Source organism: Mesorhizobium sp. M2E.F.Ca.ET.209.01.1.1 (genome assembly GCF_004010375.2).
In the GTDB taxonomy this organism is placed as follows: domain Bacteria; phylum Pseudomonadota; class Alphaproteobacteria; order Rhizobiales; family Rhizobiaceae; genus Mesorhizobium.
The window spans coordinates 268,658-293,259 of the sequence record NZ_SADP02000005.1 but is presented as its reverse complement, the minus strand read 5'-3'; the positions used below and the strand labels follow the sequence as shown (position 1 = coordinate 293,259).

Below are 24,602 nucleotides of genomic sequence, written 5' to 3'. Positions count from 1 at the left end.
TTGAACATCTGACTTTTTACCGATAGCGATGTGCAGCATTGTTATCGAAGCCGGGAGAGGCGCGTGGCGCGATCCAGACTGATGATCTTCGACTGCGACGGCGTTCTCGTCGACAGCGAGCCGCTGGCCGCCAAGGCCTATGAGCGCGTTTACGAAAAGCACGGCATGCCCGGCGTGCATGGCGGCATCATCGCGCAGTGCATCGGCATGAAGCAGTCCGACATCATCGCCAAGATCAAGACACTGACCGGCCATCAGTTCCCGCCCGCCGCCGAAGGCGACATCTGGGCCGAGACCAAGCTTTTGTTCTCCGAGGAGCTTAAATCCACGCCGGGGATCGTGCCGTTCCTCAACGCGCTTGCCGGCGACCGCTGCGTCGCCTCGTCGTCCTCGGTCGAACGCATCAACCACAGCCTGTCGGTAACCGGACTGTCGCGCTTCTTCGAAGAGGCGATCTTCTCCTCCTCGATGGTGAGGAACGGCAAGCCGGCGCCCGACATCTTCCTCCATGCCGCCGAGAAGATGGGCGCGAAGCCGTCCGACTGCATCGTGGTCGAGGATTCGCCCTTCGGCGTCCAGGGCGCGGTCGCGGCCGGCATGATCGCTATCGGCTATACCGGCGGCGGTCACACCTATCCCGAGCACGGCACGCGGCTGAAGGCCGCCGGCGCCGATTTTGTGTGCGCCGATTGGCACGAGGTTGGCCGGCAGTTGGCCGAGCTCGGCGTGCCGGCCTGATCTACCGAAGGCTGGGGAAGCGACGCCGGGTCCAGTCACCGGGCGGGACCAATCCCCCCACGCGGAAGTTGAAGGACAGGACCCTCGTCGCATCGGCGTCGACCTCACAGCGGAAGCTCAGATCGTACCATTGGGTTGTTGTGCTGAAGGCGGCCTGCGGTGGGTTGAGAACATTGCCCTGCTTCAAGGGAATGGTCGGCAGCCACTTCGGCGAATAATCGGCGCTTTGCAATTCCTGGTTCAGGACATTGGCGCACAGATTGGCTATGCGCTGATCGCGCGGCACGTTCTCCATTGAGCTTGTGGCCAGCGCGTTGCCGGTTGCACCCGGCGAGTAAAGCTTTCGGACGCCCGGCAGGCCGGAATAGATCGGCGATCCCGCGACCTCGCCGTCGGCGGGGTTTGATCTTCCCGGGTTCGCGCTTGGCGCTCTCAACGCTCTTGCCGATTTGAACTTCATCGTCTTGGAGGGCTTAGGCTTTGCCTTTTCAGCCGGGGCAGGCTTTTCGGCGGTTTCCGGAGCTGCCTCCTGCTTGTCCTGCTGCTGTTTGTCAGTGTCCTCGGTCGCGTGCTTCTCCTCGCTTTGCGCGGGTTTTTCCTCCGGCGCGGCGGTTGCCGGTTCCTCTCGAGCCTTATTGGTGTCCGCCTGCTGCTCTGGCGTTGCGGGCGAAGCGGGCTGGCTGGGCGCGAGCGGCGATTCGACAGGCGGCTTCTCGGGTTGATCCTGAGCCGGCGACGGTGCGTTGGCCGGCGCGCTGCCCCCGTTGAGAGATTTCTCCGGGCCGGTATCCTTCTGGCCATACTGAAAGACGGGCTTCAGTACCGGGATGTCCTGCGGTTTCGGCGGCTGCGGAGGCGGCGGCTTTTGCACCGGCTGCTCGGTCGGCTTTTCAGCCTTCTTTTCAGGCGCCGGCTCCGGCGGCTTTGGAGCGGGCTTCGGCTTGGGCTGATCAGGCGGCGGCACGATCGCGACGTTGACCGGCTGTTCCTGTTGGTCCGGCTGTTGCTCGGGCCTCGGCAGGCCAAAGAACAGGAACGCCGCGATCAGGGCGTGCAGGAACAGCGATGCGGCCAAGGCCCATCGCCAACTCCGAAACCATTCCCGCATCTTGCCGTTCATTGCGCCCGATGTGGAACGAAATAGCGGCGGCTTCAAGCGCCGGGCGGGATTCCTGCGAGCTGCCGGCCTGACAAGTCGGTGATCGTAGGGCCCGTGGCGTAAGAGCAAGCCGGATCAAGGGCCTGCGGGGATGGCTTACACCAGCATGCCCATCGGGTTCTCGATGATGCGCTTGAATGCGCCCAGCAATTCCGCGCCGAGCGCGCCGTCGACCGCGCGATGATCGGTGGACAAGGTCACCGACATCACGGTGGCTATCTTGATATCGCCCTTCTTCACCACCGCCCGCTCCTCGCCGGCGCCGACCGCCAGGATCGTGGCATGCGGCGGGTTGATGACGGCGGCGAAGTCCTTGATGCCGAACATGCCGAGATTCGACACCGCCGTCGTGCCGCCCTGATATTCTTCCGGCTTCAGCTTGCGGCTGCGGGCACGGCTGGCCAGGTCCTTCATCTCGTTGGAGATCACCGACAGCGTCTTTTCATCCGCATGCCGGATGATCGGCGTGATCAGACCGCCGGGGATCGACACCGCGACGCCGACATCGGCATGCTTGTGCTTGACCATGGCATTCTCGGTCCAGGAGGCGTTGGCATCCGGCACCGCCATCAGCGCCATGGCCATCGCCTTGATCACCATGTCGTTGACCGAGAGCTTGTAGGCGGGAACCTCGCCCTTCTCGGTCTTCCTCATCGGTGCCGCGGCATTGAGCTGCGTGCGCAGCGCCAGCAGCGCGTCGAGCTCGCAGTCCAGCGTCAGATAGAAATGCGGGATGGTGGATTTCGCCTCGACCAGGCGGCGCGCGATGGTCTTGCGCATATTGTCATGCGGCACAAGCTCGTAGGAGCCTTCGGCGAACAGTTTCAGCACCTGGTCGTCCGACATCGGCTTCGGCGCGGGCGAAGGAGCGGACGGGGCTTCGACCGGAATCTTGGCAGCCGGTTGGGCAGAGGCGGCCGCGCCTTTCGCTGCGACCGCAGCCTCAACGTCGGCGCGCACGACACGGCCGCGCGGACCGCTGCCGGCTATAGCCGAGAGGTCCAGATTTGCCTCACGGGCCAAGCGTCTGGCCAAAGGCGTGGCTCGGGCAGGCCCCTGCGATTGGCTGATCTCCCCCCTTGTGGGGGAGATGCCCGGTAGGGCAGAGGGGGGCGCGAAGGAACGAAACGCTGGCGGGACAGCGCCCCCTTCTGTCGGCTGCGCCGACATCTCCCCCACAAGGGGGGAGATTGGCGCCTCACCCAGCTTGGCCTCATAAACCTCGTCGTCGGCATAGATCCACGCCACCGGCTCGCCGACGGGAATGTCGACGCGCTCCTTGCCGGTGACGTTGCGCAGCGTGCCGCTGGCCGGCGCGTCGATCTCCATCGCCGCCTTGTCGGTCTCGATCTCGAAGAGCACGTCGCCCTTCTTGACCTTGGCGCCCTCCTCGGCGAACCAGCGCGAGATCTGGCCGGTCGCCATGTCCATGTCGACCTTGGGAAGAATGACCTCTGTCGGCATCGCTCAGCGGACCCCTTTCACGAGGTCGCGCGCGGCGGCGATGATGTCGGGAACCTGCGGCACCGTCGCCTTTTCAAGATCCGGATTGTAGGGGATCGGCGTTTCAGCGCCGCCGAGGCGCACGATCGGCGCGTCGAGATAATCGAAGGCCTCGCTTTCGGCGACAAGCGCGCTCACTTCCGCGCCGATGCCGAGCGTCTTCACCGCCTCGTAGACGCAGAGCAGGCGCGAGGTTTTCTTCACGCTGTCGATGATTGTCTGCCGGTCGATCGGCCGGATCGTGCGCAGATCGACCACCTCGATGTCGATGCCCTCGCCTTCCAGCGCCGCAGCAGCGTCGAGCGCCTTCTGCACCATGATCGATGTTGCAACGATGGTGAGGTCGCGGCCCTCGCGGCGGATCTCGGCCTTGCCGATCGGCACGGTATAGTGGCCTTCCGGCACATGGCCCTTCATCTTGTAGAGCAGCTTGTGCTCGAAGATCATGACCGGGTCCGGATCGGCAACGGCGGCAAGCAGCATGCCCTTGGCATCGTGCGGCGTCGCCGGCTGGATCACCTTGAGGCCGGGCACGTGGCCGAGCCAGGCTTCCAGGCTCTGGCTGTGCTGCGCGGCCGCACCCGTGCCGGAGCCGGCAGGGAAGCGCATCACCACCGGCACCGAGACCTCGCCGCCGAGCATGAAGCGCATCTTGGCCGCCTGGTTGACGATCTGCTCCATGGCGAGCGTGGCGAAATCCGAGAACTGGAACTCGAAGATCGGCCGCATGCCGGTAACGGCCGCGCCCACCGCGACGCCCGCGCCGCCCAGTTCCGAGATCGGCGTGTCGATCACCCGGTCGGTGCCATAGCGCTCGACGAGATCGCCGGTCACCTGGAAGGCGCCGCCATAGACGCCGATATCCTCGCCCATCAGGAAGACGCGCTCGTCCATGTCCATGGCGATCGCCATGGCTTCCTGGATCGCCTGCGCGTAGCTGAGCTCACGCACCACAGCGTCCATCACGCTTGCTCCGTGTAAACATAGTTCTCAAGGGTGGCGATCTCCGGCGCTGGGCTCGCCTTGGCGAACTCGATGCCGTCGGCGATCTCCTTGGCGACCGCGTCACGTATCGCCTCGATGCCTTGGTCGTCGATGAAGCCGAAATCGCGCAGCTCGTTCTCGAACAGCGTGATCGGATCGCGGTTCGCCATCCAATCCTCGATCTCTTCCTTGGTGCGGTAGCGGTTGCGGTCGCTCTTGGAATGGCCGCGATGGCGGTAGGTCTTGGATTCGATCAGCGTCGGCCCCTCGCCCGCGCGTGCCCGCTCGACAGCCTTGAAGGACGCCTCCGCGACCTCGGAAAAGATATTACCGTTGACGATGACACCCGGCATCGAATAGGCGGCCCCGCGCTCGGCGATGTTCTTCACCGCCGTCGAGCGCGCCGTCGAGGTCGACATGCCGTAGCCGTTGTTCTCGCACACGAAGATTACCGGCAGCTTCCATATCGCCGCCATGTTCAGCGCTTCGTGGAAGGCGCCCTCATTGTTGGCGCCGTCGCCGAAGAAGGAGACGACCACCTTGCCGGTCTTCATCCTCTTGGACGAAAGCGCTGCGCCGACCGCGATCGGAATGCCCCCGGCGACGATGCCGTTGGCGCCGAGATTGCCCTTGCCGACATCGGCGATATGCATGGAGCCGCCCCTGCCCTTGCAGTAGCCGGTGGTCTTGCCGAAGAACTCCGCGAACATGCGGCTGACCTCGGCGCCCTTGGCGATGCAATGGCCATGGCCGCGATGCGTCGAGGTGATCTGGTCATCCTCGGCGAGCGGCATGCAGATGCCCATGGCACTGGCTTCCTGGCCGATCGACAGGTGCATGGTGCCGTGGATGAGGCCGCGCATATAACACTCTTCCGCGCCCTCTTCGAAGCGGCGGATGAGGTACATCTTGTGAAGCACCTGCCTCAGTTGCTCCGGACTGTATTGACGATAGACGAAAGGCAGGTTGGCCCGGCTATCCGCAACGGCTTTGCTGGCTCCGGCCATGATCACGCCCCCACAGCGCCATAGACGAGCTTATCCTGGCGGGCACGCAACTCGGCGATCTTCGAGCCCGGCGCGGGGGCCGCGTTGGCATAGGTGATCAGCTCGCCCTTCTTGATGGGCGCCGTGACGGAGCCACCCTGCAGCAGGCCGCAGGGGATGGCGCGCGCCGCATGGGCTTCCGGCGCCGTCATAATCCAGGCGCGATAGCAATACTCGCCGATGGCATCGAGCTTGTCGCCAGGCTTCAGATCCTTCTTGGCGACCGCGCAGACCTCGGCCACGGGCTTTGCCAGCGGCACCATGTCAGCCTTGCCGTAGAGCACGACGCGGGCGCAGGTGAGCGGCACTTCCAGCGATGTCAGGTGATAGGGGCGATGGAAGGTGAAGTACGGGCCCTTGCCCATCTTCAGGTCTTCCATGCGCTCCGAGACGCGCGGATGCGACATGTCGGCCACGACGAAGACGCCCGGCGCGACGCCCTTGCCGATCGAATAATCGACGACGCCGACCTTCGACAGCACGCCGCCGTCTTTCTGAGGCACCAGCACCTCCGACAATTCGCCGAGCGTGGCTGCCGGACCGTGCATGCCGGGCTTGTCGGGAACCAGCCCGGTCGCGTTGGCGATCGCAGCCATCTCGACCATGGTCTTCGAACCGTCGACGAATTCGACCAGCATGCGTACATTCATATGCCGGCGCTTCGCCTCCTCCTCATAGTCCGGAGGCGTGGCGTCGATGTTGAGCGGATTGTTCTTGCCCTTGCCGGCGGCGACGATCGGGTGGCCCATGGCGGAGACGAACTCGATCAGCTCCATGCAGGAAGACGGCTCGTCGCCGGCGCCCAGCGAATAGGTGACGCCCAGACGGTCGGCCTCGGCCTTGAGATAGGCGCCGATGGTGACGTCGGCCTCGACATTCATCATCACCAGGTGCTTGCCGTGCTCCATGGCGCGCAGGCCGATCTCGGCGCCGACGGCCGGAACGCCGGTCGCGTCGATCACGACGTCGATGAGGTCGTTGCCGATGACAAGGCTGGAATCGTTGGTGACGGCGATCTTGCCCGCCTCCATCGCAGCGGTCATGGCCGAGGCGTTCGATACTTCCCGCGCGTGTCCGGTCTCCTGGAAAGCAATATCGACGGCCCTGCTCGCCGCCGGCAGGTTGAGTTCGGAAATGGCGCCGATCTCGATGCCGGACATATGGGCGACGCGGGTAACGATGTCGGTTCCCATTTCGCCTGAGCCGATGAGGCCGATGCGGATAGGCTTGCCGGACTTGCCGCGTTCATCGAGATCCCGGGCAAGGCCCGTCAACGAAATATTGGAAGCCATGCCGCTCATTCCTCCCATATCGCATGCTGTTTGATTGCTTGACGGGTATTGAACATCTGTATTTCTGTCAAGACTAATGTCCAAATCTTTGACCGTTAGTCGACGCTTTTCGGATTGGTCGAGGCGCGGCCGCGAAAGGCATGGACCATGAGCGCCGCCATCAAACCGAATGCGAGCGCGCGCCCGCGGCCGAATGCCGGCCAAGGCCGTTCGACGGACCGCAAGAGATATCTAGGCGGTAATTGTTACTGGCAAACGTCGACCCATATGGCGCCGACCAGATCGGCCATGCGCTGCGGCCCGATACGCACCGCGGCATTGGTGGCGCCGGTAGCGGGGACGACCTCGTCGAAGGCCTTGAGTGACAGATCGCAATAAACGGGAAGCGGTGCCGGCAAGCCGAACGGACAGACGCCACCCGGCGGATGGCTGGTGGCCGCAAGCACCTCCTCTGCGCCAAGCATGCGCGGCTTGCCGCCCATCCTGTCCTTGAACTTGCGGTTGTCGAGCCTGGCGACGCCGCTGGTAACGACCAGCATGGTCTCGTCGCCGACACGCAGGCAGATCGTCTTGGCGATCTGCGCCGGCATCACGCCATGGGCTTCCGCCGCCAGCGCCACGGTTGCCGAACTGGCCTCGGTGACAATGACTTCGATGTCGGGCGCATGCTCGGCAAAGAAAGCGCGAACCGATTCCAAGCTCATGGTGGACCCCTCGTCAAGTCTGTCGGATAGCAGCGGTCGGCGATTCGCATGGCGCAAGCATTGTTGGCAAGAGCCAGCGCTTCCGTCTTTCAGGCATTAAAAAGCCCGCCGGGCGAAACCGCGGCGGGCTCTCGAATGGACGCTTTTCGTGCCTCTATTGCTGCGTGGGCCGATTCTCGGCGGCCGGCACTGTGATCAATTCCTCTTCCGGCATCTGCAATGCCGAGGCAATGCGCCGGAGCTTGGCGGGATCGGCGTCCTTGCCGTCCTCGATGTCGATGATCTCGCCCACGGCAAGGCCGCAGGTCAAAGAGAGTTCCTCGATCGTATATCCCCTTGTTTCGCGAGCGGCTTTCAGCGGATTGAGGCCGGACGCGGCAATGATGTCGTTGGAAACGGCGTTCCGTGCGGTGTTGGGCATGGCAACTCCTTGAGATGAAACAGGGTCTGATGAAATGTGGCGTTGCCTGAGACTGGCGGGAGAATGCTCGTTAACAAATGATTTGCCAAGAGCTTAGGCCGTCACGCCATCGTGAAGCGGCATTCCGGCCGGTATCGCAGGCCACGTACATGTAGGGTCACGCGGCGCCCAATCAAGTTCTTTTGAAGCTCCGCGACCGGTTTCGCCGGCATTTTCGACGCCTCGATTCGTTAGCTAGCCGTCACCGGCAGCAGCCCCCGCACCGGACATCTCACGGAAGGATCGAATACGATGAATTTGAAATCGTTCGCAATTGTGCTCGGCACAATCTCAAGCATCGTCGGCGCGACGGAAGCACGGGCGGATGTCGCACGTATTCGAGGCACGGTCGTCAGCGTTGCCGGATCGACGCTCACAGTAAAGGACCGCGACGGCAAAACCGATGCGATCACGCTTGCCGACGGCTGGAAGATTTCGGGCGTCGCCAAGGCATCGGCCGCCGATATCAAGCAAGGCGATTTCCTTGGCATCGCCTCGATTTCGAAAGCAGATGGCGGCAGCGGGGCGCTGGAGGTCGTGATCTTTCCCGCGGCGCTGAAGGGCACCGGAGAAGGCGACCGCGACTGGGATCTGCAGCCTAACAGCCGCATGACCAATGGCACCGTGGCCGACGTCACGGAAATCCAGGGCCGCACGGTCACGCTCACCTATGACAATGGCCAGAAGAAACAGATTGCCATCCCGCAGACCACACCGATCGTGACATTCGCCACGGCCACGTCGGCGGATCTGACGCCGGGCGCCGCGGTGTTCGTCAACGCCGAGCGAGGCGGCGACGGCAAGCTCGCCGCGAATCGGGTCGTGGTCGGGAATCACGGCATTGCGCCGCCCATGTGAAGCCGGGCGGACTGCGGCCGGCCAGTTCCCACTCGCGGATTTCCGGAGGACGCCCCAACCAACTCTGGGAACGCACGGGCACGAGTATCCTCAGAAACAATCCGGAAACAAAAATCTACACTTGGGAAAAATTGTCGAAAAAAACCAGGAGGATAGTCCCGACCGCGGGGCTAGGGTCACCGATTTGGTCCGGTGAATCTCGGAACGCCCGCGTAAAAGGAAACGAAGTCATGAAGAAGTCCCTCCTCTCCGCGCTCGGGCTGGCTCTGGCCCTGGCGTTCACCATGCCCATCCTCGGCACCACCAGCGCTGACGCTGCTCCGGCCAAGAAGCACCACCACCATCGCCATCATCGCAGGCATCATCGCGTCCACCATCATCACCATCACCACCATCATCACCACCACAAGAAGATGGCTCCGAAGAAGGCCTGATCCTTCCGTCTTGCCGATGGGAAGGCAGGCCATCGCCGTTTGAGAGACCCGGCTTTCCCATCGGAGTTCTTCTGATTAAGCATCCGGTGATGCCGAATCGCGCTCCGGACTTTGCATGATGGGAACCCGTGCCGACCTGCCGGTCAGACACCGCCTGGTGCTGATGGCCGCGCGCATCGTGTTGACGCTTCGTCATCCGGCTCTTATTGCCCGCTTCGCCATGAGGCTCGGCTATCTGCCGAATCCCGCCGCTCCGTCGCGCTACAACGAACTGATGCTGTGGCGGAAGATCGTCGACCGCAATCCGCTGTTTGTGACGCTGACCGACAAGCTGGCGGCAAAAGCCTATATCCGCGGTGTCTGCCCTGATCTGCCGATACCCGAAACACTATGGTCCGGCCGGCACCCTGAAGACCTCCCGGCGGACCTTTTGTCCGGCGGAGTTGTCGTGAAGCCGAACCACGGTTGCGCGATGAACATCTTCGTCTCGGAAGGCGGCCCCGAGCGGGCGGAAATCATCCGCAAGGCCAGGCGATGGCTCGGCAAACCTTTCGGGCGGCGCAATGGCGAATGGGCCTACTGGCCGATCGATCGCGCGCTCTTCATCGAAGAGAGGCTTGATCTCGCAGGCGGATCAATCGCCACCGACATCAAGGTTCATGTCTGCAGCGGCATCGTCAGCCATGTCTGGGCCGAGGACAAGCTCGCCGAGCGCTCGCATCTGTTCGATGACCAGGGCACGCCGCTCCCCGGCCGCGACCCGGACTATCCGCGCGAGGACCAGGCACTGCCGCTAACCCCCAGGCTGCTCGACTTCGTTCGACAGGCCATAGCGCTGGCGCCAAGAATCGCCGGCGATCTCGACCATGTCAGGGTGGATTTTCTGGTCACCGACAAAGGTCTCCATGCCGGTGAGATATGCATCTATACCGCCGCCGGCTACGGCACCTGGACGAATCCCGAGATCGCCAGGCGGATCGAGCGCTACTGGCGTTTGGAGCACTCGGCCTATCTCAGGCGGCCACGACAGGGGATCGGTCGCCTCTATGCCGAGGCGCTACGCGCCCGATGCGCCGCGCGCCGCTAAGCGACTTCAAGCGCATCACGGTTCAGTTCGACCCGAAGAGCAAGATCAAGCTCGCTCGCTGATCGCCGCCCACCACATGGAAATGGCGCTTCCGAATAGATCAGCGCCGGCTGATCAGAAGGCCGGCAAGCAATCCGACCACGACAAGGCCGACGGCGGCCGTCGCCGGATGGTCACGCGCCGTTCGTTCGATCGTCCTGCCCCTGCGCCTTATTGCCGGCAGCGCCTCGTGAAGGCGATCATATAGCTGAGAATAATAGTCGGACGCCGCCTCGCGGCCATCCTCGTAATAGGCGTCACCACGTCTGGCCAAGACCTTCTTGAGGTCGTTCAATTGCCGCGAAAGCGCCGCGACCTGTTTATCGATATCGAGGTCGGAGAGGGTCGAAAACGATGCCATGCCAATTGTCCTTCTCTTCGAGAAGGCCTAACGCACGGACGACGGGCCAGTTCCGGCGGCCCGACCGCGCGGTATCAAGTGCAATGATGACCGTTCAGCGAACCTGGTCGAGCAGGCGTTTGCACTCCAGCAAATCGAACAGCGCCTCCTGCAGCAAGGCGCGATTGTCACGCGACAACTTTGAAGCGTCTGGTTGCACCGGACCTTCGTCGTCGCTCTTGCCGAGACCGAAGAAACGGCGACTGGGCTTCACCTTCGGCTGGCCGACGAGCGCGTCCTCGTCGCCGCGCGGCTGCGCGGCCGCCGTCAGCGGCACCTGCTCGGCCTGACGGCGCTGGGCGATCGCCTCCACGGCGGCCATATCGCCATTGCCGATGGCGACCAGAAAATGGTTGCCGTTCTCGCGCAACAGCTTCTGCACGCCTTTGATCGTATAGCCCTGATCGTACAGCATGTGCCGGATGCCCTTGATCAGCTCGACATCCTGCGGCCGGTAGTAGCGACGGCCGCCGCCGCGTTTCATCGGCTTGATCTGGGTGAAGCGCGTCTCCCAGAAACGCAGCACGTGCTGCGGCAGGTCGAGATCTTCCGCCACTTCGCTGATGGTACGGAAAGCATCGGGACTCTTGTCCATGGGCCAATCCTCCACACTGGACCACGATCCGGCTCACGATGCCGAATCGCCCCTTATTTCAGCGATTTATGGAACGATATTCAAGCCCGGCGTCAAAACCGCCGGCGGTTTTCAACCGCATTCGCCAGCAAACTACTTGCCGCCCTTGCCCTTGCTGTTCTGGTGCGAACGCAGGATCCGGTTCTTGAGCACGTTGGAGGATTTGAACGTCATCACCCGGCGCGGCAGGATCGGCACTTCCTCGCCCGTCTTGGGGTTGCGACCGATGCGCTCATTCTTGGAGCGGACGTGGAAGGTGGCAAAGGACGAAAGCTTGACCGTCTCGCCCCGAACGATGGCTTCGCAGATTTCGTCCAGCACGGCTTCGACGAGTTCCGCCGATTCAGTCCGCGACAGGCCAACCTTCCGATAAACGGCTTCAGCAAGGTCGGCACGCGTCAGTGTCTTTCCCCCCATGCGACCGTCCCATCTGCTCGCAGAAAATGTAAATCGATACAGCCAAAGGCAGAGCCTAAGTAATTGATCCGGCAAGGTCAAGGACCGAACCGGCGCGTTCGGCACTTACCAGCGGAGCAATACCGCGCCCCAGGTGAAGCCTCCACCCATCGCCTCGAGAAGCACCAGATCGCCCTTCTTGATGCGGCCGTCGGCGACGGCCACCGAGAGAGCCAGCGGCACCGAGGCAGCCGAGGTGTTACCGTGTAAATCGACGGTGACCACAACTTTCTCCTCGGCTATCCCGAGCTTCCTGGCGGAAGCGTCAATAATCCGTTTATTGGCCTGATGCGGCACGAACCAGTCGAGCTCCTGCGCCGTTATGCCGGCCTCGCCGAAGGTCGCCTCGATGACGTCGGTGATCATGCCGACGGCATGCTTGAACACCTCACGGCCTTCCATCCTGAGATGGCCGACGGTTCCCGTCGTCGAAGGCCCGCCATCGACGAAGAGCTTGTCCTTATGTGCGCCATCGGAGCGCAGGCTCGCCGCCAGCACGCCGCGGTCGGCGATCGCGCCGGCGCCCTCCTGGGCTTCTAGAACGAGCGCCCCGGCGCCGTCGCCGAACAGCACACAGGTCGAGCGGTCGTTCCAGTCGAGGATGCGCGAGAATGTCTCCGAGCCTATCACCAGGACACGCCTGACCAAGCCGCCACGGATATAAAGGTCGGCGGTGGCGATGGCATAGACGAAGCCCGAGCACACGGCCTGCATGTCGAAGGCAAAGCCGTGATGCATGCCGAGCCTGTTCTGGATCTCGACGGCGGTCGCGGGGAACGTGTTGTTGGGCGTCGAAGTCGCCAGGATGATGAGGTCGATTTCGGCGGGCGTCATGCCCGCGCTGTCGAGCGCTGCGCGCGCCGCCGCCTCGCCGAGCGAGGCCGTCGTCTCGTCATCGGCCGCGACATGGCGCTGGCGGATGCCGGTGCGCTGGACGATCCATTCGTCGGAGGTCTCGACCATGCCTTCGAAGTCGGCATTCTTCATAATGCGGCGGGGCAGCGCGGCGCCATTGCCGCGCACGACTGATCTGATCAAGGTCCGTTCCTATTCCTCGGCGTTGGCGGCGACGCCGGATTTCCTGTTTGCCTGGGCGTTCGGGTTGCGCGCGTGAAACAGATCGAGGTCGGCCTCGATCCGGTCAAGCAGATTGTTGCGCACCATGTCGTAGCCGAGCTCGATCGCCGCAGCGAAGCCATCCGAATCGGCACCGCCATGGCTTTTCACCACAATACCGTTCAAGCCTAGAAAGACGCCGCCATTGGAGCGGCCGACATCCATCTTCTCACGCAGCCGGTCGAAGGCTCCCTTGGCGAAGACGTAGCCGATCTTGGCCATGAGCGTTCGGCTCATGGCGGCGCGCAGATAGCCGGCGATCTGCCTTGCCGTGCCCTCGGCGGTCTTGAGCGCGATATTGCCGGCAAAGCCCTCGGTGACCACCACGTCGACCGTACCCTTGCCGATGTCGTCGCCTTCGACGAAGCCGCGGTAATTCATCGAGGCCATGTTGGCCTCGCGCAGCATGCGGCCGGCCTCCTTGACCTCTTCCTGGCCCTTGATCTCCTCGACGCCGACATTGAGCAGGCCGACGCTTGGCCGCTCGATGCCGAACACCGAGCGCGCCATGCCGGTGCCCAGAATGGCGAAATCGATCAGCTGATGCGCGTCGGCGCCGATGGTGGCGCCGACATCGAGCACGACGCTCTCGCCGCGCGTCGTCGGCCAGAGCGCCGCGATTGCCGGGCGGTCGATGGTGGCCATCGTGCGCAGGCAGAATTTCGACATCGCCATCAGCGCGCCGGTGTTGCCGGCCGAGATGCAGGCCTGCGCGGCGCCGCTCTTCACCGCCTCGACGGCCTTCCACATCGACGACTTCCAGCGGCCGTGGCGGAGCGCCTGGCTCGGCTTGTCGTCCATGCGCACGGCGACATCGCAATGGACGAACTCGCTTACTTCGGCGAGTTTCGGGAACTTGGCGAGCTCGGGACGCACCACGTCCTCGCGGCCATAGATGACGAAGCGGATGTCAGGGCGGCGGATGACGGCCGTCATCAGCGCCGGGATGACCACGCTCGGTCCGTGATCGCCGCCCATGGCATCGATGGAAATCCTGATCACTCGGTGTTTTTCTCACGGTTTGCCTGGCTAGCGGCGGACGCCTGCCAAGGTAAGGGGGCTCGCGAAGGTTCGGCGAAAATAGCGGTTTTGCGCCTGCGCACAACCAACTTTTCCAAAATCCGGACCACTCTCAGGATTTTCCAAGCAGCGAACGCAGCTTTTTCTGGAATTCGCTTTCCTCGGGCTGATCGTCGCCGGCGACGTCGAGCGAGGCTCCCGGCTTGCGCGGATAGGGATCGATCGCGAGGCCGAAGAACTGTTCGGCCAGCGCGCCGACATCAATCGTGTCGCCTGAGAACGTTTCCGGGCTGTCCGGTCCGTCGGCGTCGAGAATGATCTCGCCGCCGCCCTCGAAACCCTCGCGTCCAAGTTTCGACTGCTCGGGCAGGAACAGCGCCTCGACCGGTTCGTCTATATGCGCGCTTACCGGCTCCAGGGTGACGATGCAGGCCTGCGTGATGTCGGCCTCGACGCGGCCCGTAACCTTGACGCCGTTGCGTTTCCACGAAGCAACAAGCAGCTCGGCGCGGTAACTCTCGACCGAGAGCAGGTCGTATTCGGCGGCAAGTGCGGCACGCTGGCGCTGATCCGCCTCGATCAGGACCGGCAGGCCCTTTTGCGGCAGCCGCGCGACATTGGCGACAAAGGATACCGGGCTGCGCAATTCAGCGTCTTTCATGCTGGCCTCCTTCAAGCGGCCCCGGCGGCCGGGAACGCGACGGTGCCGGCGGCGATCGATTCGGTCGGCTGCACGGCGAGCTTCCGGCTGGCCTCGCAGACATAGTCCGCCAGCAGCGGCGCCTGCGGCCAGGGGCCCGCGTCCGGCCTGACATTGCGGGAAAGCGCCGCCGCAAGCGCCACCCGGTCGTTTTCCCGGAGGGCGTCGTCATAGGCGGCCGTGCGGCCGTAAAACATCCTTGCCAGCTTCTTCATACGCTTGGGCACTCCGACATCGCTGATTCCGAGTTCGCGCAGCGAGTGATCGACATCGAGGAAGAACTCGTCGATCAGCACTTGCGCGACCTCGGCCGCCACGCCTTGCTCGCCATGCAGCCGGTGCTGGACGAGATAGATATGCAGCGACAGCATCTCGAAGCGGCCGAGCGGCGTATCCGGCACATTCCAGTCCGAATAAAACACCGTTTGCCGCGCCGCCGCCACGATTTGTGCGTAGAGCGCCTCGGTGATAGCGCGGTTGGCATTGCGTTCGCGGCCAAAAAGGCGCTGGAACATTGAGGGCGGTCTCCCGGGGACCTGTTGTTTGATTTGGCCTTGTTGCATCGGCATGCAAGCTGGTTTACCGGTTTTGCGGCCCAGCGCAAGTTGCGGGGATGTGATGGAGAATTGTTGTTGGGTGCGCTGAAATTCAAGTCGTTTCTTGCGCCCGCCCCAGTGGGCGTGGCCTCACTGCTGATGGTGGCATCAGCGCTTTCCGCCTGCAATTCGTCCAAGATGTTCGGCGATCTCCATCCAAGCGAGACGCTGACGAAAGGCTATGTGATCGACCAGCAAGCAATCGATTCGGTACCGGTCGGATCGAGCCGTGAACAGGTGCTGCTGGCGCTGGGCACCCCATCGACGACGGCGACCTTCGACAACGAGGCCTTCTACTACATCTCGCAGACGCGCAAGCGCTACGTCGCCTTCGACAACCCCCACATCATCGACCAGCATGTGCTGGCGGTCTATTTCGGCGCTGACGGTCGCGTGACCCAGATCGCCAATTACGGCCTGAAGGACGGCAAGATCTTCGACTTCATCTCCAGGACGACGCCGACCGGCGGCAAGGACCAGAACTTCCTCAGCCAGGTCATCAACGGCGCCAGCAAGCTGGCACCCGGCATCCCCGGCGGCGGCAGCGGCACGCCTTAAGTCTATCGACGGCCCGCAGAACAATCAGCACCCGCCGGCGCGCCGGCGGGTCTTGTTCACGCGCGGCCAAGACGCATACTTGCTTACATTCAGACGTCCCCCTATCAATTTGCCGGAGATTCGGGACCGGTCATGAGCAACAGCGATCGTACTGTGCCGCAAGGCTGGATGGCGACAGGCACGCCAGACCGGCAGACCGTGACACCTGACTGGCTTGTCGTCGATGCGCCGACAATCGACGGCGTTGCGCTCAAGGAAATCCGGCCTGTCGCGACTTCGACCGGCTACCTCACTGAAGTCTTTCGCGAAGAATGGGATCTCGACGGACTTCCCGTCGGACAGGTGTTTCAGCGCACGCTCTATCCGGGCGCGGTGACGGGATGGCATGCCCATGGCGTCACAACCGACCGGCTTTTTTGCTCGGTGGGCAGCGTTCGGATCTCGCTGTTCGACGGTCGCAAGGCCTCGCCGACATTCGGCACGGTCTGGCACAAGATCGTCGGAGCGGTCAGGCCCGCCATCGTCGGCATTCCGCCCGGCGTCTGGCATGGTGTCGTCGCGCTCGGACCGGACATTGCTCTGGTGCTCAATCTGGTCGACAAGGCCTACGCCTATGACGCGCCCGATCACTGGCGGCTACCGCCCGATACCGAACAGATCCCCTACAAGCTGGCATAGCGTGGAACAGGCCGGCCAGAGCGCGCCAACAGGGCGGATCGAACCACTTGTCTCGGTCGTCATCGCGACGCATAACCGCCCGGCAGTCCTGCGCCAGACGCTGAAAAGCCTCTTCGGTCAGACCCTGCAGGACTGGGAAGCCATCGTTGTCGGCGACGCGTGCCGGCCGGAGACACCGGCAATTGTCGCCGCCTTCGATGACTGCCGCATCTCCTACATCGATCTTCCGGTGAATTTCGGCGAGCAATCGGGGCCGAACAACATCGGCTTCGCCAGGGCCCGCGGCCGCTTCGTCGCGATCTTGAATCATGACGACCTCTGGTTTCCCGACCATCTGGCGTCGATGAGCGGCTGGATAGACGCCACCGCCGCCGATGTGGTGATCGCCCGAGGCGCGGTCATCGAGTCGTCCGCGAGCAAGGGTTCCAGGCATATGATCCTCGGAATGGGGCGGGACGGCTTCTATGACCCGGTCACCACAGTCGGATTCGGCTCCGCGCAAATGATCCGCCGGACGTCGCTGTCAAGGCTTGGCCCATGGCGCCCGGCCAGCCAGTGCGTTTGCGAAAGTTCCCAGGACTGGCTGTTCCGTGCCTGGCGCAAGGGTGCGGTGATCGCGACAATGCCCCATCTGACCGTGCTCATGCTGCATTCGGGCAAGCGCGAAGGCAGCTATGCGCGTGATACGGCGCAGGAGCAGGATGAACTGATGGACGCGATGGGCTTGCCGGACGCTTTGCGCGCCAGGATTCTCGGCAATGCCGAGGAACCTGCTCCCCTCAAGCGCTCCCGTTACCTTAAACGCAGGCTTCTGGCGTTGCTTGGCATACATCCGCGGGCGCGTTCCTTCCGCCGCCAACATCGCCGGGGCGCCTTCATTGCTATGCTGCGCCAGACACGCGGCTTGCCGCCAATGCCCGAGCGAGAGCCGGACATCGACGCGTTGCTGGCCCGCTATCGCCATGGCAGCGAAAGGCCGGAAGCCAACTGAGTGCCCCGCCGGGAAGGCGGCACGCATGGTGTCAAAAAACAAAGCCCGCGGGATCGCTCCCGCGGGCTTATCCCGGAATAGCCGCCGCGATCAGCCGTGCGCGAGCACGGCGAGCAGGAGCAGCGCGACGATGTTGGTGATCTTGATCGCCGGGTTGACGGCCGGACCGGCGGTGTCCTTGTAAGGATCGCCGACGGTGTCGCCGGTGACCGAGGCCTTGTGCGCGTCGGAGCCCTTCAGGTGCTTGACGCCGTCCTTGTCGGTGAAACCGTCCTCGAACGACTTCTTGGCGTTGTCCCAGGCGCCGCCGCCGGAGGTCATCGAGATGGCGACGAAGAGACCGTTGACAATGACGCCGAGCAACGAGGCGCCGAGCGCCGCGAAGGCCGAGGCCTTGGAGCCGGAGATCAGCAGCACGCCGAAATAGACGACAAGCGGCGCAAGCACCGGCAGCAGCGACGGGATGATCATTTCCCGGATCGCCGCCCTGGTCAGGATGTCCACGGCGCGCGCATAGTTCGGCTTGGAGGTGCCGGCCATGATGCCCTTGTCCTCGCGGAACTGCTTGCGCACTTCCTCGACGATCGAGCCGGCGGCGCGACCGACGGCGGTCATCGCAATGCCGCCGAACAGATAGGGGATCAGGCCGCCGAAGATCAGGCCGGCGACGACGTAGGGGTTGGAGAGGTCGAAGGAGACGTCACCCATGCCCTGGAAGTATGGGTACTTGTCGCCATTGGCGGCAAAGAACCGGAGGTCGTTCGAGTAGGCCGCGAACAGCACCAGCGCGCCGAGGCCAGCCGAGCCGATAGCGTAGCCCTTGGTGACCGCCTTGGTGGTGTTGCCGACCGCGTCGAGCGCGTCGGTGGAGTGGCGCACTTCCTTGGGCAGGCCAGCCATTTCGGCAATGCCGCCGGCATTATCGGTGACCGGGCCAAAGGCGTCGAGCGCCACGATCATGCCGGCCAGGCCAAGCATGGTGGTGACGGCGATCGCCGTGCCGAACAGGCCGCCGAGCTGGTAGGTGGCGATGATGCCGCCGACAATGACGATGGCTGGCAGCGCCGTCGCTTCCAGCGAGACCGCGAGCCCCTGGATGACATTGGTGCCGTGGCCGGTCACCGAAGCCTGGGCGATCGAGTTCACCGGGCGCTTGTTGGTGCCGGTGTAGTATTCGGTGATCACCACGATAAGGCCGGTCACCAGCAGACCGATGAGGCCGCAGATGAACAGGTTCTTGCCGGTGATGGCGATGCCGGCAACGGTGCCGACCTCGCCCCAGCCAACCGTAGCGGAGGTCGCGGCGGCAAGACCGACGATCGACAGTAAGCCGGTGACGATCAGGCCCTTGTAGAGAGCGCCCATGATCGAGCCGTTGGAGCCCAGCTTGACGAAGAAGGTGCCGACGATCGAGGTCAGGATACAGGCGCCGCAGATGGCGAGCGGGTAGAGCATCGCAGCGCCCAGCGCGGCCGTCCCGCCGAAGAAGATGGCGGCGAGCACCATGGTGGCGACGACCGTCACCGCGTACGTCTCGAACAGGTCGGCGGCCATGCCTGCGCAGTCACCGACATTGTCGCCGACATTGTCGGCGATGGTAGCAGGGTTGCGTGGATCGTCTTCGGGAATGCCGGCCTCGACCTTGCCGACGAGGTCGCCGCCGACGTCAGCACCCTTGGTGAAGATGCCGCCGCCGAGACGGGCGAAGATCGAGATCAGCGAAGCGCCGAAGCCGAGTGAAACCAGCGAGTCGATGACGACGCGGTCATTCGGCTGCAGGCCCAGCGGGCCGGTCAGGATGGCGTAGTAGATCGAGACGCCGAGCAGTGCCAGGCCCGCAACCAGCAGGCCGGTGATGGCGCCGGACTTGAAGGCGATGTCGAGGCCGGCGGCGAGGCTGTTCGAGGCGGCCTGCGCGGTGCGGACATTGGCGCGCACCGAGACATGCATGCCGATGAAGCCGGCGGCGCCCGAAAGCACGGCGCCGATCAGGAAGCCGATCGCGGAGGTGATCGAGAGCAACCACCAGGCAAGCAGGAGCACGACGATGCCGACCACGGCGATGGTGGTGTACTGGCGCGCCAGATAGGCCTGGGCGCCCTCGCGGATGGCCGCGGATATTTCCTGCATGCGCTGATTGCCCTGATCGGACGCAAGGACCGAACGTGTCGCCCAGATGGCGTAAAGGACTGAAAGCAAGCCGCAGGCGATGACGGCGGTAATGATGGTCATTGCCGGATTTTCCTCGATTGTTGGCCCAAAAGAACCCCTCCCTGGGCCGTTGGAACGGAGATGGATGCCGCGCACGGAATCCACCCCTTGGTTGGGGTGTATGCGAAACAGGGCTTGGAACGTCAAGATATTGTTCGGTTTTTGCCCGGCTTTCGCCCAAAAGAAGAAGGCAGTAAATGTTGTGCCAGCGCGGGCCTGGAATTAGATCGATTGAAATGACGCTGGGGCACCTTCGCCAATCCGCAGAGCGTTATTCCGCCCCCTGCCCCATTCGGCGCGCGGCGTAGCGCTCGATCGCCGAAAGCCCGTCATAGATCAGCACTGCAAGCGCGGCGACGATCAGGCCGCCCTGCAGCACGAAGGCAAGGTTGTTCGAGATCAGGCCGGCGATGATCACCTCGCCGAGCGTCTTGGCGGCAACCGTCGAGCCGATCGTCGCGGTGGCGAGGCTGATGACCACCGAAAGCCGGATGCCGCCAAGGATCACCGGGGCGCTGAGCGGCAACTCGACCTTCATCAGCCTTTGCAAGCCGGTCATGCCGGCGCCGCGCGCCGCTTCCGTCACGTTGCCCGGCAGCGTGGTCAGCGCGGTCAGCGCATTCTCGAAGATCGGCAGCAGCCCGTAGAGGAAAAGCGCGATCAGCGTCGGCTTCTCGCCGAAACCGACGGCCGGTACCGCAAGCGCCAGCACGGCAACCGGCGGGAAGGTCTGGCCGATATTGACGAGGCTGCGCGACAAAGGCAGGAACTCGGTGCCGGCTGGCCTGGTGACCAGGATGGCCAGCGCCACCGCGACAATCGTCGCGGCGACCGTCGCGACCAGCACGGTCCGCAGGTGCTGCAAGGTCAGCGTCAGCAGGCTGCCCTGGTTGTAGACAGCCGGAGCGCCGTTCTCGGTCAGGGGTTTCAGCAGCGGCTCGAACCAGCCGGGGCTGGTGATGAAAACCACCAGCAGCACCAGAACGGCCAGCCTCAACAGCGCGGGCAGCCAGGCTTTCATTGCGGCCTCGCCGCGCGTTGCACCAGGCCTTCAATGGTGACGCGGCCAATGAGATTGCCGTCGGCCTCCTTCACCGGCAGAGCGGGCCGCCCCGACCAAAGGAGTTCGGCCAGCGCGTCGCGCTGCGTGGCGTCGCCGGGGATCGCCTCGCCTTCGGCGCCGCCCGGCTCCACGGCATCACGCACAGGCCCGAGCGACAGCAGCCGGAACGGCCTTTCGCTGGCGCCGACCAATGTCTCGACGAAGCCGCTTGCGGGTCGGGCCAGAATCTCCGCCGGCTTGGCGTATTGCACCAGCTTGCCGGCATCCATGACGGCGATCTTGTCGCCCATATGCACAGCCTCTTCCATGTCGTGGGTGACGAGGATGATGGTGGTGCCGAAGCGCTTCTGGATCGCCAGCAGATCCTCCTGCGCCTTGGTGCGGATGATCGGGTCGAGCGCGCCGAAAGGCTCATCCATCAAAAGCACGTTCGGCTCGGCGGCCAAAGCGCGGGCGACGCCGACGCGCTGCTGCTGGCCGCCGGAAAGCTCATGCGGGTAGCGTGGCCCGTAAGCCTGCGGATCGAGCTGATAGAGCGTCATCAACTCATCAACGCGGGCCTTGATGCGATCCCTGTCCCAGCCGAGCAGGAGCGGCACGGTGGCGATGTTCTGCGCCACCGTGCGGTGTGGAAACAGGCCGTGCCCCTGGATGGCGTAGCCAATGCTGCGGCGCAGCTGATAGCCGGGCACCGAGCGGTTGTCGGCGCCGTCGAGCTTGATGACGCCGGAGGTCGGCTCGACCAGCCGGTTGATCATCCTGAGCAGCGTCGTCTTGCCGGATCCCGACGTGCCGACGATGACGGCGATGGTGCGCGGCTCGATGACCATCGAAACATTGTCGACCACTGTCGTCTCGTCATAGCGCTTGGTGATGCCTTCGATCTCGATCATGCCGTTTCAACTACCCTGCGCTTGGTGGCGGTCATCTCGATGACGGCGTCGAGGACGATGGCCGCCGCAAAGGCCAGCGCCACGGTGGGCAGCGCGCCGAGCAGCACCAGATCCATCGCCGTCTGGCCGACGCCCTGGAAAACGAACACGCCGAAGCCGCCGCCGCCGATCAGCGCCGCGATGGTGGCGAGGCCGATATTCTGCACCAGCACGACGCGGATGCCGGTCAGGATCACCGGAAAGGCGAGCGGGAACTCGACGTCGAGCAGCCGCTGGCGGTCGGTCATGCCCATGCCGCGCGCGGCGTCGTTGGCCGCGCGGGGCACGCCAGCCAGCCCAACCACGGTGTTGGCCACCACCGGCAACAGCGAATAGAGGAAGAGCGCGACAAAAGCGGGTGCGGTGCCGATGCCCCTGATGCCGACCGCTGCAGCGCCCGGCACATGGACGGCGACCCAGCCGAGCGGTGCGATCAGCAGGCCGAACAGCGCGATCGAGGGAATGGTCTGGATGATGTTGAGCACATTGAGCACCGCTGCCCGCAGCTTCTCGACGCGATGGCAAAGGACGCCGAGCGGTATGCCGACGATCACCGCGCCGGCCAGCGAACCAAGCGCCAGCGTGACGTGCTTGGAAGCCTCGGCCCAGAAACTGTCGGCGCGGCTGGCATATTCCTTGAGGATGGAGAGGCTGTCCCAGCTTCCCGAGACGAGCAGCACGGCAATGGCGAGCGTGGCAAGCACGAGCACGCCGACGCGCGCCCAGGGTGACAGGTTCAGCCTGCTCAGCACATCGGCAAGCAGCAAGGTGAAGGCAAAGATCAGCAGCCAGAAGCCCGAGGCCGGCGCAACACGGGCGAAGGTGTTGCCGGCCGGCGTCAGGAAACCGCCGGCAACGCCGATCAGGACCGCAAGCGCGATCAGCGCGGCCACGCTGGCCGCCAACCTGAGAATGAGTGGCGTCCTGAGCAGTGCAACGATGGCGGCGGCGATCACGATCGCCAGCAACAATATGCCAAGCGTCGGCGGCAGCGCTTCGAGGATCGGGCGCGCCTGGCCCGGCACGATGCGGTTGGCGCGGAACGTGGCAAAGGGCGCGGCCAAGGCTGCGTAAGCGACGATCGCGGCGATCACGACGCCGAGCTTGTCGAAGCGGATGATCACGATCGTCCCCAATCGAGCCGGCGCGCCGTAAACACGGCGCGCCGAACTCACCTTACTTCAGGAAGCCGTTCTTCTTCAGGAAATCCTCCGCCACGCCCTTGGCGGGCTCGCCGCCCAGTTGCACGCGGCCATTGAGCTCCTGCAGGGTGACGAGATCGAGCTTGGCGAAAACCGGCTTCAGCAGCGCATCGATTTCGGGATGCTGCTTCAGGACTTCTTCGCGGATGATCGGCGCCGGCTGGTAGACTGGCTGCACGCCCTTGTCGTCCTCGAGCACGACGAGGCCGGAGGGCTGGATCCCGCCATCGGTGCCATAGACCATGGCGGCGTTGGCGCCGTTGGTCTGGTTGGCGGCGGCAGCGATGGTTGCCGCGGTGTCGCCGCCGGAGAGGGTAATCAACTGGTCCGGCTTCAGGGTAAAGCCATAGGTCGTCTGAAAGGCCGGAAGCGCCGCCGCCGAATTGACGAATTCGGCGGAAGCCGCCAGCACCACCTTGCCGCCGCCGGCGACATACTTGCCGAAGTCCGTCAGGGTGGCGAGCTTGTTCTCGTCAGCCACTTCCTTGCGCAGCGCGATCGCCCAGGTGTTGTTGGCCGGCGACGGCGACAGCCAGACGATCTTGTTGGCGTCGTAGTCGAGCTTCTTGGCGGTCTCGTAGGCCTTGGCGGCGTCCTTCCAGACCGGATCGTCGGCCTTCTGGAAGAAGAAGGCGGCATTGCCCGTATATTCTGGATAGATGTCGATCTCGCCGGCGGTGATCGCCTTGCGCACCACAGGAGTCGCGCCGAGCTGGATGCGGTCGGTGGTCTTGATGTTGTTGGCGTTGAGCACGAGCTGGATGATGTTGCCCAGCACGCCGCCTTCGGTGTCGATCTTGGAAGACACCACCACCTGGGCATTTGCCGATGCCGTCGCGATGCCAAGCGCCATCGCCGCGAAAGCGAGCTTTCTAACTGAAAACATTGTGAAAATCCCTTGCTATGAGCCGATCAATCGGTGGTCGCATATGAGCACAGCTTCAACGGCCGGTCGGGGCATACGGTTTCATAACTAGGGAGATACACGCAATAATTTTCGGCCGGACGAAGGCCATGGCCGCACCCCGACATAGCGATGCCGACCTAAGGTCGGCTGGCGGCCTGCCCTGTTCTGGGGAATATTAGGGAAAGGCGGGTCGGCGGCCAAAAACAGGGAGTGTGTCATGGCCAAGCATAAAGTCGGCTACCTCATCGGCAGCCTTGCCAAGGGCTCCATCAACCGCAAGCTTGCGAAGGCCCTCGTAAAACTGGCGCCGCCCGAACTTGAGATGACGGAAATCCCCTTCAAGGACCTGCCGCTCTACAGTTACGACTATGATGCCGACTTTCCGCCGGTCGCCCAGGAGTTCAAGAAGGCCATCGCGTCCGTCCAGGCAGTGCTTTTCGTCACGCCGGAATACAACCGCTCGATCCCCGGCGGCCTGAAGAACGCAATCGACTGGGCGAGCCGGCCCTACGGCAAGAATTCTTTCGCCCGCAAACCGACAGCCGTCATCGGAACGTCGCCGGGCGCGATCGCGACAGCCGTCGCCCAGCAGAGCCTGCGCAGCGTACTCAGCTTCTGCAACGCACCCCAGATGAACTCTCCCGAAGCCTACATCCAGTTTACCCCGGGATTGATCACCGACGATGGCGAGGTGACTGTGGAGTCAACGGAAACATTCCTGCGCAACTACATGGACGAATTCCACATGTTCATCGCGCGGGTCCTGCAGGTGCTCCCGCCAGATGCATGATGCCGGTCGCTTCGAACTTCTCGCCGGAGCGGCCTTCGGCACCT

At 63.8% G+C, this 24,602-nt stretch carries 27 protein-coding genes; 8 read left to right on the top strand and 19 right to left on the bottom strand.

Going from position 1 to position 24,602, the window contains the following annotated elements; translation table 11 throughout:
• The first annotated feature begins 63 nt into the window (after positions 1 to 63).
• On the top strand, positions 64 to 738 hold the full coding sequence (locus EN852_RS12830; RefSeq protein WP_127873788.1) for an HAD family phosphatase: 675 nt from the start codon (positions 64 to 66) through the stop codon (positions 736 to 738).
• A gap of 1 nt (position 739) precedes the next feature.
• On the opposite strand, the gene EN852_RS12825 is transcribed toward EN852_RS12830, so the two are convergent.
• From EN852_RS12825 to EN852_RS12795, 7 genes are all read right to left on the bottom strand, one after another.
• Positions 740 to 1,858, bottom strand: a complete 1,119-nt coding sequence (locus tag EN852_RS12825) for a DUF930 domain-containing protein (RefSeq protein ID WP_127873789.1) — start codon at positions 1,856 to 1,858, stop codon at positions 740 to 742.
• Positions 1,859 to 1,993: 135 nt separating this feature from the next.
• Complete coding sequence (locus tag EN852_RS12820; RefSeq protein WP_127873790.1) at positions 1,994 to 3,361, bottom strand: pyruvate dehydrogenase complex dihydrolipoamide acetyltransferase; 1,368 nt, start codon at positions 3,359 to 3,361, stop codon at positions 1,994 to 1,996.
• 3 nt (positions 3,362 to 3,364) lie between these two features.
• Positions 3,365 to 4,363 (bottom strand): alpha-ketoacid dehydrogenase subunit beta, encoded by a 999-nt coding sequence (locus EN852_RS12815; protein ID WP_127874387.1) that lies wholly within the window; start codon positions 4,361 to 4,363, stop codon positions 3,365 to 3,367.
• Positions 4,363 to 5,391, bottom strand: coding sequence for a thiamine pyrophosphate-dependent dehydrogenase E1 component subunit alpha (locus EN852_RS12810; protein WP_127873791.1), 1,029 nt, complete (start codon positions 5,389 to 5,391; stop codon positions 4,363 to 4,365). The genes EN852_RS12815 and EN852_RS12810 overlap by 1 nt, the downstream gene beginning before the upstream one ends.
• 2 nt (positions 5,392 to 5,393) lie before the next feature.
• Positions 5,394 to 6,722: an NAD(P)H-dependent oxidoreductase gene (locus EN852_RS12805; RefSeq protein ID WP_127873792.1), complete on the bottom strand. Its 1,329-nt coding sequence runs from the start codon at positions 6,720 to 6,722 to the stop codon at positions 5,394 to 5,396.
• 245 nt (positions 6,723 to 6,967) lie between these two features.
• The gene (locus tag EN852_RS12800) at positions 6,968 to 7,426 is read right to left on the bottom strand and encodes a YbaK/EbsC family protein (protein ID WP_127873793.1); all 459 of its coding nucleotides are present in this window, start codon (positions 7,424 to 7,426) and stop codon (positions 6,968 to 6,970) included.
• Between the two features lie 154 nt (positions 7,427 to 7,580).
• Entirely contained in the window at positions 7,581 to 7,847 is a 267-nt protein-coding gene (locus EN852_RS12795; RefSeq protein ID WP_127227536.1) for a helix-turn-helix transcriptional regulator, read from the bottom strand.
• Between the two features lie 291 nt (positions 7,848 to 8,138).
• Here EN852_RS12795 and EN852_RS12790 point away from each other — a divergent pair, with 291 nt between their 5' ends.
• From EN852_RS12790 to EN852_RS12780, 3 genes are all read left to right on the top strand, one after another.
• Positions 8,139 to 8,744, top strand: coding sequence for a hypothetical protein (locus EN852_RS12790; RefSeq protein WP_189545874.1), 606 nt, complete (start codon positions 8,139 to 8,141; stop codon positions 8,742 to 8,744).
• A 230-nt stretch (positions 8,745 to 8,974) separates the two neighbouring features.
• Complete coding sequence (locus tag EN852_RS12785; RefSeq protein ID WP_127867850.1) at positions 8,975 to 9,178, top strand: hypothetical protein; 204 nt, start codon at positions 8,975 to 8,977, stop codon at positions 9,176 to 9,178.
• A gap of 115 nt (positions 9,179 to 9,293) precedes the next feature.
• The gene (locus tag EN852_RS12780) at positions 9,294 to 10,265 is read left to right on the top strand and encodes an ATP-grasp fold amidoligase family protein (protein WP_127873794.1); all 972 of its coding nucleotides are present in this window, start codon (positions 9,294 to 9,296) and stop codon (positions 10,263 to 10,265) included.
• Positions 10,266 to 10,365: 100 nt separating this feature from the next.
• On the opposite strand, the gene EN852_RS12775 is transcribed toward EN852_RS12780, so the two are convergent.
• From EN852_RS12775 to EN852_RS12745, 7 genes are all read right to left on the bottom strand, one after another.
• On the bottom strand, positions 10,366 to 10,665 hold the full coding sequence (locus EN852_RS12775; RefSeq protein ID WP_127873795.1) for a hypothetical protein: 300 nt from the start codon (positions 10,663 to 10,665) through the stop codon (positions 10,366 to 10,368).
• 94 nt (positions 10,666 to 10,759) lie between these two features.
• Positions 10,760 to 11,299 carry a MerR family transcriptional regulator gene (locus EN852_RS12770; RefSeq protein ID WP_042640150.1) on the bottom strand — a complete coding sequence of 180 codons (540 nt, stop codon included), beginning with the start codon at positions 11,297 to 11,299 and terminating at the stop codon, positions 10,760 to 10,762.
• A 132-nt stretch (positions 11,300 to 11,431) separates the two neighbouring features.
• A complete protein-coding gene (locus tag EN852_RS12765) occupies positions 11,432 to 11,755 on the bottom strand; it encodes an integration host factor subunit alpha (RefSeq protein ID WP_040983242.1) in 324 nt (107 codons plus the stop codon).
• A 105-nt stretch (positions 11,756 to 11,860) separates the two neighbouring features.
• The gene (locus EN852_RS12760; protein WP_127873796.1) at positions 11,861 to 12,832 is read right to left on the bottom strand and encodes a beta-ketoacyl-ACP synthase III; all 972 of its coding nucleotides are present in this window, start codon (positions 12,830 to 12,832) and stop codon (positions 11,861 to 11,863) included.
• A 9-nt stretch (positions 12,833 to 12,841) separates the two neighbouring features.
• Positions 12,842 to 13,912 (bottom strand): phosphate acyltransferase PlsX, encoded by a 1,071-nt coding sequence (gene plsX / locus EN852_RS12755; protein ID WP_127873797.1) that lies wholly within the window; start codon positions 13,910 to 13,912, stop codon positions 12,842 to 12,844.
• 130 nt (positions 13,913 to 14,042) lie between these two features.
• Positions 14,043 to 14,591, bottom strand: a complete 549-nt coding sequence (locus tag EN852_RS12750; RefSeq protein ID WP_127867845.1) for a DUF177 domain-containing protein — start codon at positions 14,589 to 14,591, stop codon at positions 14,043 to 14,045.
• Positions 14,592 to 14,602: 11 nt separating this feature from the next.
• Positions 14,603 to 15,145 (bottom strand): ubiquinol-cytochrome C chaperone family protein, encoded by a 543-nt coding sequence (locus EN852_RS12745; protein WP_127873798.1) that lies wholly within the window; start codon positions 15,143 to 15,145, stop codon positions 14,603 to 14,605.
• 117 nt (positions 15,146 to 15,262) lie between these two features.
• On the opposite strand from EN852_RS12745, the gene EN852_RS12740 reads away from it, so the two are divergent.
• The 3 genes from EN852_RS12740 to EN852_RS12730 all read left to right on the top strand — a co-directional run bounded on the left by EN852_RS12740 (position 15,263) and on the right by EN852_RS12730 (position 17,453).
• Positions 15,263 to 15,784, top strand: coding sequence for an outer membrane protein assembly factor BamE (locus EN852_RS12740; protein ID WP_127873799.1), 522 nt, complete (start codon positions 15,263 to 15,265; stop codon positions 15,782 to 15,784).
• A 132-nt stretch (positions 15,785 to 15,916) separates the two neighbouring features.
• Positions 15,917 to 16,462: a dTDP-4-dehydrorhamnose 3,5-epimerase family protein gene (locus EN852_RS12735; RefSeq protein WP_245519662.1), complete on the top strand. Its 546-nt coding sequence runs from the start codon at positions 15,917 to 15,919 to the stop codon at positions 16,460 to 16,462.
• Positions 16,398 to 17,453, top strand: coding sequence for a glycosyltransferase family 2 protein (locus tag EN852_RS12730; RefSeq protein ID WP_246694266.1), 1,056 nt, complete (start codon positions 16,398 to 16,400; stop codon positions 17,451 to 17,453). Before EN852_RS12735 ends, EN852_RS12730 begins: the two co-directional genes overlap by 65 nt.
• 90 nt (positions 17,454 to 17,543) lie before the next feature.
• On the opposite strand, the gene EN852_RS12725 is transcribed toward EN852_RS12730, so the two are convergent.
• The 5 genes from EN852_RS12725 to EN852_RS12705 all read right to left on the bottom strand — a co-directional run bounded on the left by EN852_RS12725 (position 17,544) and on the right by EN852_RS12705 (position 23,714).
• Positions 17,544 to 19,685 carry a sodium-translocating pyrophosphatase gene (locus tag EN852_RS12725; RefSeq protein ID WP_127873801.1) on the bottom strand — a complete coding sequence of 714 codons (2,142 nt, stop codon included), beginning with the start codon at positions 19,683 to 19,685 and terminating at the stop codon, positions 17,544 to 17,546.
• A gap of 250 nt (positions 19,686 to 19,935) precedes the next feature.
• On the bottom strand, positions 19,936 to 20,685 hold the full coding sequence (locus EN852_RS12720; RefSeq protein WP_127873802.1) for an ABC transporter permease: 750 nt from the start codon (positions 20,683 to 20,685) through the stop codon (positions 19,936 to 19,938).
• A complete protein-coding gene (locus EN852_RS12715; RefSeq protein ID WP_127873803.1) occupies positions 20,682 to 21,620 on the bottom strand; it encodes an ABC transporter ATP-binding protein in 939 nt (312 codons plus the stop codon). The genes EN852_RS12720 and EN852_RS12715 overlap by 4 nt, the downstream gene beginning before the upstream one ends.
• Entirely contained in the window at positions 21,617 to 22,783 is a 1,167-nt protein-coding gene (locus EN852_RS12710; RefSeq protein WP_127873804.1) for an ABC transporter permease, read from the bottom strand. Before EN852_RS12710 ends, EN852_RS12715 begins: the two co-directional genes overlap by 4 nt.
• A 52-nt stretch (positions 22,784 to 22,835) precedes the next feature.
• Positions 22,836 to 23,714 (bottom strand): ABC transporter substrate-binding protein, encoded by an 879-nt coding sequence (locus tag EN852_RS12705; protein WP_342633677.1) that lies wholly within the window; start codon positions 23,712 to 23,714, stop codon positions 22,836 to 22,838.
• A 271-nt stretch (positions 23,715 to 23,985) separates the two neighbouring features.
• Between EN852_RS12705 and EN852_RS12700 the strand changes: the two genes are divergently transcribed.
• The gene (locus EN852_RS12700; protein ID WP_127867835.1) at positions 23,986 to 24,558 is read left to right on the top strand and encodes an NADPH-dependent FMN reductase; all 573 of its coding nucleotides are present in this window, start codon (positions 23,986 to 23,988) and stop codon (positions 24,556 to 24,558) included.
• Positions 24,559 to 24,602 lie beyond the last annotated feature (44 nt).

Coding starts and splice junctions, on each gene's coding strand:
- EN852_RS12825 (WP_127873789.1), bottom strand. CDS start 1,858: ATGAACGGCAAGATGCGGGAATGGTTTCGGAGTTGGCGATGGGCCTTG.
- EN852_RS12820 (WP_127873790.1), bottom strand. CDS start 3,361: ATGCCGACAGAGGTCATTCTTCCCAAGGTCGACATGGACATGGCGACC.
- EN852_RS12815 (WP_127874387.1), bottom strand. CDS start 4,363: ATGGACGCTGTGGTGCGTGAGCTCAGCTACGCGCAGGCGATCCAGGAA.
- EN852_RS12810 (WP_127873791.1), bottom strand. CDS start 5,391: ATGGCCGGAGCCAGCAAAGCCGTTGCGGATAGCCGGGCCAACCTGCCT.
- EN852_RS12805 (WP_127873792.1), bottom strand. CDS start 6,722: ATGGCTTCCAATATTTCGTTGACGGGCCTTGCCCGGGATCTCGATGAA.
- EN852_RS12800 (WP_127873793.1), bottom strand. CDS start 7,426: ATGAGCTTGGAATCGGTTCGCGCTTTCTTTGCCGAGCATGCGCCCGAC.
- EN852_RS12795 (WP_127227536.1), bottom strand. CDS start 7,847: ATGCCCAACACCGCACGGAACGCCGTTTCCAACGACATCATTGCCGCG.
- EN852_RS12790 (WP_189545874.1), top strand. CDS start 8,139: ATGAATTTGAAATCGTTCGCAATTGTGCTCGGCACAATCTCAAGCATC.
- EN852_RS12785 (WP_127867850.1), top strand. CDS start 8,975: ATGAAGAAGTCCCTCCTCTCCGCGCTCGGGCTGGCTCTGGCCCTGGCG.
- EN852_RS12780 (WP_127873794.1), top strand. CDS start 9,294: ATGATGGGAACCCGTGCCGACCTGCCGGTCAGACACCGCCTGGTGCTG.
- EN852_RS12775 (WP_127873795.1), bottom strand. CDS start 10,665: ATGGCATCGTTTTCGACCCTCTCCGACCTCGATATCGATAAACAGGTC.
- EN852_RS12770 (WP_042640150.1), bottom strand. CDS start 11,299: ATGGACAAGAGTCCCGATGCTTTCCGTACCATCAGCGAAGTGGCGGAA.
- EN852_RS12765 (WP_040983242.1), bottom strand. CDS start 11,755: ATGGGGGGAAAGACACTGACGCGTGCCGACCTTGCTGAAGCCGTTTAT.
- EN852_RS12750 (WP_127867845.1), bottom strand. CDS start 14,591: ATGAAAGACGCTGAATTGCGCAGCCCGGTATCCTTTGTCGCCAATGTC.
- EN852_RS12745 (WP_127873798.1), bottom strand. CDS start 15,145: ATGTTCCAGCGCCTTTTTGGCCGCGAACGCAATGCCAACCGCGCTATC.
- EN852_RS12735 (WP_245519662.1), top strand. CDS start 15,917: ATGAGCAACAGCGATCGTACTGTGCCGCAAGGCTGGATGGCGACAGGC.
- EN852_RS12730 (WP_246694266.1), top strand. CDS start 16,398: ATGACGCGCCCGATCACTGGCGGCTACCGCCCGATACCGAACAGATCC.
- EN852_RS12725 (WP_127873801.1), bottom strand. CDS start 19,685: ATGACCATCATTACCGCCGTCATCGCCTGCGGCTTGCTTTCAGTCCTT.
- EN852_RS12720 (WP_127873802.1), bottom strand. CDS start 20,685: ATGAAAGCCTGGCTGCCCGCGCTGTTGAGGCTGGCCGTTCTGGTGCTG.
- EN852_RS12715 (WP_127873803.1), bottom strand. CDS start 21,620: ATGATCGAGATCGAAGGCATCACCAAGCGCTATGACGAGACGACAGTG.
- EN852_RS12705 (WP_342633677.1), bottom strand. CDS start 23,714: ATGGCGCTTGGCATCGCGACGGCATCGGCAAATGCCCAGGTGGTGGTG.
- EN852_RS12700 (WP_127867835.1), top strand. CDS start 23,986: ATGGCCAAGCATAAAGTCGGCTACCTCATCGGCAGCCTTGCCAAGGGC.